Annotated in this window: 1 protein-coding gene; it reads right to left on the bottom strand. The window is 47.4% G+C overall.

Annotated elements, in window-relative coordinates; genetic code table 11:
* Window positions 1-27: 27 nt before the first annotated feature.
* Window positions 28-10,797, bottom strand: a complete 10,770-nt coding sequence (tycB, locus tag AB432_RS14920; RefSeq protein ID WP_048032941.1) for a tyrocidine non-ribosomal peptide synthetase TycB — start codon at window positions 10,795-10,797, stop codon at window positions 28-30.
* Between the last annotated feature and the right edge of the window lie 62 nt (window positions 10,798-10,859).

Genomic DNA, 10,859 nt, shown 5'->3' with positions numbered 1-10,859 from the left:
AGGAATAGCATTTCTCATGTCGCCTGATTAGATTAATTCCAGGATGTTCTCCAGTTCTTCCATGGAAAGGTCATCATCACCCAAATCGCTTGGGGTCAATTCTCCATTTTCTTTTGATAGGCAATGCTCAATAATGCTGAGCAAGTGATTCCGATAGTTGTCTGCCAATTTCGCGATGGTCTCTTCCTGATACTGGAGACTGCTATAGCCAAAACTGATCTGGAGCTTTCCATCCTCGATCATGCCGGAAATATCCAACAAGAATACTCTCTCCGATTCTGGACTGAAAAGCTGCCCCGTACCGAGTGGCGAGAAAGTAAGTCCGCCAGATTTTACATCCGAATCAAATTGCCCGAGGTAGTTAAAACTGATTTCCGGCCGCAGGCTAAATTGCAGGGATGGACGCAGTTTATCCGCTGTCATCGTGCGTAATATCTCGTAGCCAATTCCTTTTTTCGGAATATGGCGCAAGTTTTCTTTGATTTGCTTGATTTGGTATGACAAGTCCTTTGACTTTTCCATATCAAGCACGACAGGGAACTGGGATGTGAACCACCCAATCGTTCTGGTCACATTCATTTCATTCTGAATATCTTCGCGACCGTGACCTTCCAGGTTGATGACAGCGTAGTCGGTATTCGCCCACTCTTTCACGGTTAATCCCAACGCAGTCAGCAACAGGTCATTTATTTCTGTGTGATAGGCATGATGTACGTGACGTAACAGGTTTTCTGTCTCTTGCGCTGTCAACTCGACCTTCGCTGTACGGGTGTGCTTTTGTTTACGATCTGCTGTAACAAAATCGGTTGGCAACTTTCCTGCCGTGGTCGTGCTCTCGAGGTTGTGCCAATACGCAGCTTCACGCAAAAGCTCGTCACTCTCCGCATAGTTTTGCAATTGAATCGACCAATCCTTGAAGGAATCTGTCTTTTTCGGCAAGACGATCTCCTGATTGTGGAGAGCCTGCGAATAGGCAGAGGAAAAATCTTCAAACAAGATGCGCCATGAAACGCCATCCACGACCAGATGATGAATGGCAATCAGTAAATGATCCCCTTCCGTTGTGGAGAAGAGTGCCAAGTGGACGAGTGGTCCCTGTTCCAAATCGATACTGCTTTGGATGTGATCAGATAACTCCAAAATATGAGCTGCGCTATTTGCATGGTCTTTCAAGTCATACGAATGGAAACGGAATCGCTCACCTGTCAGCGCTCGATTGATTTGCGTGATTGTCTCATTCTCCTGTTTATATATCATGCGCAACGCATCGTGGTGCTCGACGATTTTATAGAACGCTTGCTGAACAAGTCCCGGATCAAAGCCATCCTCTCGGAAGAGCATGACAGCCTGATTCCAGTGGTGACGGTCAGTGAAATTGCACTCGAAGAACCACCTCTGGATGGGCGTCAAGCCAATCTCGCCTTCTACTACTCCCTGATCGCTCTCTCTGTTGTTCGGTATGACATGAGCAGCCACTTGTTCAATGGTCGGATATTGGAACAGTTGCTTCATCGCTAGCGTCCAGCCTGATGCGTGCAAACGCGTGGATACCTGTATGGCTTTGATGGAATCTCCGCCCAATTCAAAGAAGTTGTCTTTCATTCCCACTTGCCCAATTCCCAATACCTCTGCCCAGGTCGTTGCCAGTAAGTGTTCCAGTTCGTTTTGTGGTGCTTCATATTCCCTGCCCGATTTCTCTTCGTGACTTGGCTTCGGCAATGCTTTGCGGTCAATTTTGTCATTCGGTGTCAACGGCATCTTATCCAACTGAACGAAGAAGGAGGGAACCATATAATTTGGCAATTCTTTTCCCATAAATTCACGCAGTTGAGCCGGACTTGCTTCCCCATCGGCTACATAGTATGCGCACAGGTAAGGTTGCCCCTGGTCATCCAAATGTGTGATAGCTGCTGCCTCAATGATCGTCTCATATCGCAACAGGACACTCTCGACCTCGCCCAGCTCTACCCGATGACCGCGTACCTTCACCTGATGGTCGATTCTACCGAGATACTCGATATTTCCGTCCGGAAGCCATTTGGCCAGATCCCCGGTGCGATACATCTTCTCTCCTGGCACAAACGGATTGTCGACGAATTTTTCAGCCGTCAATTCTGGTCGATTCCAATATCCTCTGGCTAGCGCCACCCCGCTGATGCACAATTCACCTATTTGACCGACTGTCTTCAATTGCATTTGTTCATCCACGATGAACAACTTCGTATTCTGAATCGGTTTGCCAATCGTAATGGTCTGACCAACTGGTTCATGCGGCAAAGCTTTCCAGAGTGTGGCGCAAACTGTATTCTCTGTGGGGCCGTAGCCATTGATATAGGTCACTTTCTCTTTCCATTGCTCTACCAACGCGATAGTTGCAGCCGATCCAGCAGTAATCAGGATACGCAGGGACGGCATACGGTCAGCCTCAAGATAAATAGCGTACGTCGGCGGTAACGTGAGAATGGTAATTCCGTTTTTGTGGACATATTCCTCAAACTTGCGGAAATCATTGATTGTATCGCGGGAGATAATATACAAGGTCGCTCCTGTCAATAGAGCTATAAACATATCCCACACCGATGCGTCAAAAGAGATACTCGCAAAATGCCCTGGCCGATCTTGTGGCGTTACGCCGAGTTGATTTTTGAAAACCGCCTGTAGATTGGCTGCCCCTTTGTGCTCCAGCATGACTCCTTTTGGATTGCCAGTGGTACCGGACGTGTAAATGATATAGGCCAGATCTGACGGCTTGTTGATGCAAAGCAAATTGTCTGAATGCGACGAATAGCTCCCCGCGTCGTCCAAATCGATAATTTCTGCCTGACTGGACACCTTGTGGATTAAGTGAGAATGGGTAAGCACGAGCTTCGCTTGACTATCCTCGATCATGTAGCGAACTCGATCTTCGGGATAATCGGGATCGACAGGCAAAAAGGCTCCGCCAGCTTTTAAAATGGCGAGTGTGGCAATGACCATTTCCAAGGAACGCTCTACCATCATGACGACGATTTGCGAAGGACCTACCCCTTTTTCCCGCAAAACCGCAGCTAGCTGGTTCGCTTTTTCATTGAGCTCTTGGTATGACATGCTCTTCTCTTCAAATACAATGGCCGTTTGGTCAGGCGTGTTCGCTGCCAGTTCCTCAAAGAGCTGTTGTATGGTCTGGTCTTCCGTGAACTCTCTGTCTGTATGATTGAATTCCACTAGCAACAGCTGCTTTTCTTCTGCCGTCAGCATCTCAATCGCCTGAAGCTGCCTGTCAGGTTCTGCCGCAACATTGCGTAGAATTTGCATAAAATGACGCGACATTCTGTCTACGGTGTCTCTTCTAAACAGCTTGGTACTGTACTCCAGTCGCAGCAACAGGTCTGTTTCCCGTTCAGTCAGGTGAAAAGACAGGTCGAACTTTGAAATGGCAAGTGCGCTCGTCGATTCATAGGGCTGATAGGTCAGTTGACCCAGTGTTTTTTGGTAAAGCTCGTCGGTTTGCAGAATGAACATGGTATCAAAAAGTGGATTGCGTCCCGGATCACGTTGAATCCCAAGCTTTTCAACCAGACTTTCCAACGGATAATCCTGATGATCATAGGCATCCAGGGCATTCTGCTTGACTTCCATCAGAAACTCCTTGAAGGTCTTCTCTGCTGTCGGTTTGTTTCTGATTGCTAGCGTATTGACGAACATACCAACAATCGGTTCGAGCTCAGCGCGTGTCTTACCGGAGATTGGCGTTCCGACAACGATATCCTCCTGCCCCGTATACTTCGAGAGCAGCAAGTTGTAAGCGGCTAGCAAGACCATAAACAAGGTCGTTTTCGTTTCTGCAGCCAACGCATGTAAAGCTTCTAGCAGAGGTCTATCGGTAGCGAGTACGATTTGATCACCCTCAAAGCTTTTCACAGCTGGGCGTGGAAAATCTGTCGGAATCTCCAAGACAGTGTTATGCCCCTCAAACGCCTGGCGCCAATACTCTTCTTGCTTCTTGAAGTCATCTGACTCGGTAAAGCGTTTTTGCCAAACAGAAAAATCTTTGTATTGGATACGCAGCTCCGGTAATTGTCTGCCTTGGTACAATTCCGCCAGTTCATTGAAAATGATCGTGACAGACGAGGCATCCGAAGCAATATGATGCATGTCATACAAGAGAAGATGACGTTCATTCGAGATTTGCACGAGGCCCATGCGCAGCAGTGGCGGAACAGCCAGATCAAATGGACGGACAAACGCATGGAAAATTTCATCGATCTGATGTTCTTCTGCACTCCGATATTCCATTTCCACTTCCACGTGGTCATGAATTTTTTGGACTAGCTGATCTCCTACCATCTCAAAGGAGGTTCTCCAGATTTCGTGACGATCCACCAATGCTTGCAGTGCATGCTTCAATTGTTCGCGATCCAGTTGACCCTCTAGCATGATCATCCCAGGCGTATTGTAGCTGATGCCCGCGCCTTCCAACTGATGGAGCACGTACATCCGCTGCTGGGCAGAGGATACCGGGTAGTACTCTTGTGGTTCTGCTGGTTGAATCGATGCATCTGGCGCATTCTCACTGTGTGCTATCAACCTGGACAAGGCTCGAACGGTAGGCTGTTCAAAGAAATGCTTCAACGGAAGATCGGTTTGAAATTCCCTGTGCACATGCGCCACTACCGTCATTGCTTTCAAAGAATGTCCACCCAGCTCAAAAAAGTTATCCATCACTCCGATGCCTGTGATGCCAAGGACGTTTTCCCAAATCTTGGCCAGTGTTGCCTCTACTTCATTGGCAGGAGCGACATACTCCACACCTGTTGTAGGCTTTCCTTCAGGCTTCGGCAGCGCTTTGCGATCGATCTTGCCATTTGGCGTGAGCGGGAAAGCATCCAGTTGAACCAGATAGGTTGGTACCATATACGCTGGCAATTCTTGCGATAGATGTGTTCGAAGCGCCGCTTCCGAGATGTTGTCTTTCCCGGTGAAATAGGCAGTCAGATACGCATCCCCGCTTCCGTCCTGATAAGCCACGACAATCGCTTCATTTGTCGTTTCATAGCTGAGCAGAACCGATTCTATCTCCCCGATCTCAATCCGGTATCCTCTCACTTTTACTTGTTCATCCAGGCGTCCTGCGAATTCAATCGTCCCGTCAGGGAGCCATCTGCCAAGGTCGCCCGTCTTGTACATGCGTTCACCAGGCTCAAATGGATTGGAGACAAACTTCTCCTCGGTAAGTTCTGGTTTGTTCCAATATCCGCGTGCCAAACCGAGTCCGCCTATGCATATCTCTCCCACTACACCGATTGGGAGCAGTTGATGTGAATGGTCCACGATGTATATGCTTGTGTTTGCTATTGGCCGTCCAATGGTGATCGGAGCATCCGGGAGCGTATCGCACAGATAGGTGGCGATAACGCTGCTTTCTGTCGGACCGTACGCATTGACAGCAATCATCTGCGGATTCATCTCTTTGCACATCTCAACTAACTTCGGCGATAGCTTTTCTCCCCCGAGCACGGCCATTTTCATCGGACTGATCTCGTCGGCGGTGCTGCATTCCAAAACCGCCTGGAACAAGCTCGGTACGCATAACGTGTAGCTGCAACTCCATGTTGAGATCAGGTTTTTGAGCGCTATCGGATCTTTGGCTTCTTCATCCTTCGTCAAGACAACCGTTGAACCGGATAGAATCAACGCAAAGAAGGTAAGGACAAAACCATCAAAGGCAAAAGATAGAGCCAACAAACCTCTGTCATGGACAGATAGGGCAAACTCTTCTTTGTTCCACGTCACACTGTTGACAATACCTCGGTGCTCCACCATGACCCCTTTTGGCCTACCCGTCGTACCCGATGTGTAAATGATATAAGCCAGATTGGTAGCCGTATGAATCGGGTCAAGGTTTGTGGTGATACGAGAATAGTTACTCTTATCCTCCAGATACAGGCATTCCACTCCAGCCGCAACCTTTGTTCCAAGATGCTCGTGGGTAAGCACCAGACGGGCTTCGCAATCTTCCAGCATATAGGCAATGCGATCATTCGGATATTCTGGATCAATAGGCACATATGCTCCGCCAGCCTTGAGAATGGCAAGGATTCCAATCACCATCTCCAAGGAACGATTTGCCATAATCCCAACTCGTTGGTCAGCACTTACTCCTTTTTTCCGTAATGTACGAGCAAGCTGATTGGCCTTCTTATTGAGCTCCTGATATGTCAACCTTTGGTCCCCGCAAACCAGCGCGATTTGATCAGGGGTTTTCCCTACTTGTTCTTCAAATAGCTGTGGGAGTGTGCTTTCCAACTGAACAGGCTTGAATGTGTCATTGAAATGGACCAGCAATTCCTGCTTTTCTTGCTCGGTGAGCATCTCTATCTGATAGAGAGCCAAGTCCGTGTTCCGGATGACTTCTTGCAAGATTTGGATGTAATGACGCGACATGCGTTCGATAGTCTCCTGCTTGAACAGCTTGGTGCAAAATTCGAAGCAGAACATGAGACCTGCGTTGTTTTGGGTTGCTTCGAGCGACAAATCGAATTTCGCCATTTTGCCCTCGGGCACGTAAGGCGTCACTGTCATGCCTTCGATCTTGATCGGATTGGCATCCATGTTTTGCAAAATAAACAAGGTGTCAAATAATGGATTGCGGCTTCGATTTCGATTGACCGCCAGCTTTTCAACGAGTTCCTCAAACGGGTACTCCCCATGCTCAAAGGCAGAGAGTGTATTGTCCTTCACTTCTCGTAAAAATTGCTTGAAGCTTTTGGTTGCCACCGGCTGATTTCTCATTGCCAGCGTGTTGACGAACATACCCGTGATGCTTTCGGTGTCAGGGTGCGTTCTTCCAGCTGTCACGGTCCCGACTACCATGTCTTCTTGCCCGGAGTATTTTGCGAGCAAAACATGATAGGCTGCCATGAGCACCATATAGAGCGTAGTACCAGTATCTGCCGCCACTCTTTGCAAGCCATCCAGTAGCTGTTTTTCCGAGCCGAATAAATAACGTTCGCCCTCAAAGCTTTGAACAGACGGTCGAGAGTAGTCTAAAGGCAGGTTCAAAACAGGAATTTCACCAGCGAATCGCTCGGTCCAATACGCTTCCTGTTTTTTGTATTGGTCTGTCTGTGCCAGACCTTTCTCCCAAACCGCGAAGTCTTTATATTGAATGCGTTGCTCAGGCAAGGATTTGTCTTGATAGAGCTGCGCAAGTTCATTCAGGATGATTTGCGATGACACACCATCCGAAATGATATGGTGCATATCGATGATCATGACATGGCGCCGCTCTCCCAGTTTGACCAGTCCAACCCGACTTAATGGCGCTTTTTCCAAATCAAACGGACGCATGAAATCCATGATGACTTGATTCAAACCATCTTCTGTCGCTTCCATGTAGGCGATTGGCAGCTTGCATTCCTGATGAATGCGTTGAACCGGCTCACCGTTAATGGTATGGAAGGAAGTCCGCAGCGATTCATGACGACTCACCAGATTGGAAATGGCATGCTCCAGCTGCTGCACATTCAATTCCCCATCGAGTACAGTCACAACGGGCAGATTGTACACCGTACTAGCCGGATCAAGCTGGTTTAATATCAGCATGCGTTTTTGCGCAGAGGATACAGGATAGTGCTCTTGCATGGCGACGCGCGGAATAGCGAGATACTTTCCTTCCTCTTCACCTTCCACATACTTGGCGATTTCTTGAATGGTTGGTCTGTCAAACAACACGCGAAGCGGAACATCTGCTTGGCAGTCTTTTTGCATCCGGGAAATGAGATGAATGGCTTTTAACGAATGGCCCCCCAGCGTGAAAAAATTATCCTGAATGCCAATCGGGGATACGCCGAGTACGTTCTCCCAAATCGCTGCCATTTTCTGTTCCAGTTCGGTTGTCGGAGCGAGGTAATCCGCTCCCTTAAAAGCATTACCCTCAGGGATGGGTAAGGCTCTTCTGTCTGTTTTTCCATTAGGTGTGACCGGAATCCGCTCCAAGCTCATAAAGAAGGAAGGGATCATATACTCCGGCAGCGTTCGTGATAAGTACGCACGCAGCTCTTCGTTGCTGACTTCCTCTGTCCAAACAACATAGGCGCACAAATACTTGCCACCTGTCTCATCGGTTCTATCGATGACCACGGCTTCCTTGATGGAGGCGTGGTTGAGCAAGTGCGATTCGATCTCTCCCAACTCGATGCGATGACCCCTGATTTTTACCTGATGGTCGATTCGCCCTAAAAACTCAATATTGCCATCTGGCATCCAACGAGCGAGGTCACCCGTTCGATACATTCTTTCTCCTGATTGATACGGGTTCTCGAGAAACTTCTCCGCAGTCAGCTCCGGATTGTGCAAATACCCTCTTCCTACATTCGCACCAGAGATATACAGCTCCCCAACAATGCCATCTGGTTTCATTTGCAGCTTTTCATCCAGGATATAAATGCCTGTGTTGCTGATCGGTTTTCCGATTGGTGGCAGCTCTGGTATATCCATGCTTGGGTCCATCGTGAAGGTAGTTACCACATGTGTCTCCGACGGCCCGTAATGATTGTGTAAAAATACGTGATGGTTCCGCAGATATTTCTGTAGCTCATGAGTGACGACGAGCTGTTCCCCGGCAGTGATAATGTGCTTGACGCAACGCGGGAAGCTTTGGGCATAATCTTTTTCGTTAAAGATAAATTTCAAGAAAGATACAGGGAGGGACAATATGCTGATCTGTTTCTCCTGGATAAAGGCAAACAGTTTTTCTACATGACGTCTCATCTCATTCGTGATGAGATAGAGCTGTCCCCCGGAAAGCAACGTGGAGAAGATCTCCTGGTAGCAAACATCAAAGCTGCATGTGGTATACTGCAATACTTTTTCATGAAAATCGATGTTGGTCTTGGCAAACGTAAAGTGCATCAGATTTGCCATGTTTTTATGCTCAAGCATGACCCCTTTTGGTTTGCCTGTCGTTCCGGACGTGTAGATGATATAAAACAAGTCATCTGGTTGATTGATCGTTTCCACAGACGCATGGCTCTCTTCCCAGATGGCTGGAGCGCTGATATCTATTTTTTCAGTAGAAGCAGAGACTTTCTCTAGTAGATGCTGCTGGGTCACTACCAATTGAATCCCGCTATGCTCGAGCATGTAGGCAATTCGTTCTTCTGGCAGCTCCGGATCAATCGGTACAAACGCACCACCGGCTTTCAAAACCCCAAGAATTCCGACAATCATCTCGATCGAACGATCCATCATCGTACCAACCAGACTGTCTGCTGCAATGCCTTTTCTTCTCAAAAATCTGGCGAGCTGATTGGACTTTTCATCTAGCTCCCGATACGTCAACTGCTGTTCTCCGAATACGACAGCTACCTGCTCAGGTGTCCTATCCACCTGTTCCATGAAGAGCTCGTGCATCGTTTTCGTTGGATAGGCAACGGAAGTATCACGGTTTCTGGCCATTAGCTCTTGTTTTTCAGTTTCTGTCAGCAAAGTAACCTGCTGAAGGCTGACCTTCGGATTGTTTGCCACGCAAGCCGCAATCTGCTCGAGATGTCCAGCCATTTTTTGGATAAGAGCTTCGTTGAAAACAGCAGCATTATAATCAAACCGCATCGCAATCTCTTCTTTGGGCATTACCATGACGGTCATGTCATAATTGGTAGGCTCAAACATCTCGACATCAGAAATGGTAAAACCTACTTGCTGTGTCGCTACTTTTTTCTGCAAGGCCTCGACTAACGGATAGTTTTCGATGACCATCAAGTGATCGATCAAATCTTGCTTCAATACAGAATCGTTTTGAATATCGTACAAAGGTACATGCTCATAGGATTGGGATTGCAGTGTTCTTTGGTGCACATCCTGTATCAAGTCGGCAAAGGTTTGATCGTTTTTCGCTTGAATGCGGAATGGAATGGTATTGATGAACAACCCAACCATTTTGTCGATTCCTACGATTTCTGTTGGTCGCCCGGATACAACAGAGCCGAATAGTACATCATTCGTAGCGTTATAGGATTGGAGGAGAATCCCCCATAAGGTTTGAATCACCGTCGGCAATGTCACTTGATTTTGACTTGCGATCGCAGAAAGCTGCTGCGTCAGCATACGGTCCAGCGCAAAACGATATTGCGCTGGTAGAAAGGCTTTGCTAGAAGACTTCCCAAATTTCGGCAAGGAAGTTTGCTGTTCAAATTGTTCCAGATAGTCTCTCCAATATGCGCGAGCAGCCTCTTTATCTTGCTTTTCCAGCCAACGAATAAATTGGCTGTATGGCTGCACCGGATCAAGCGAAATCGGTGCCCCATTCTTTAAGGATAAGTAGACGGAAAGCAAGTCATCAAAAATAATGCTAAAGCACCAACCGTCCATGAGTATGTGATGAAAACTCCAGATGATTTGGTATTCGCTCTCCGTCATTTGGAAAATAGCCACTCTCATCAACGAATCTTTCGCTAGATGAAAGGTTTTCTCTTGGTCATTCCTTTTGTACTGTGTGTAGCGCTGCTGCTTTTCTTGCTCGTCGTATGCAGTTAAATCGCAAAATAGGATGGGAATGGGCCGTTCCTTCAAGACAACCTGCAAAGGCTGTTTTAATTTTTCATAGAGAAACAACGTGCGGAACACATCATATCTCTCTACCAGTACATGCAAGCTATCGGTAAACAAACCAACATCAAGATTGCCCTGAATCGAAATGGACATCTGTACAAGATGAGAGTTATGTTCTTCGTCTAGCAAGGCGTGAAATAACATTCCCTCTTGCATGGGCGTCAATAAATACATATCTTGTACTTGTTCTTTGCTAAAAACACTCATTCCGGCACCTCGATATCGACATTATTTGTTATATTTACATAAAAATGTAAGACAAGAACATG

Origin of the sequence: Brevibacillus brevis (assembly GCF_001039275.2) — a bacterium.
Classification (GTDB): Bacteria; Bacillota; Bacilli; order Brevibacillales; family Brevibacillaceae; genus Brevibacillus; species Brevibacillus brevis_C.
This window is presented reverse-complemented; position numbering and strand designations above follow the sequence as displayed.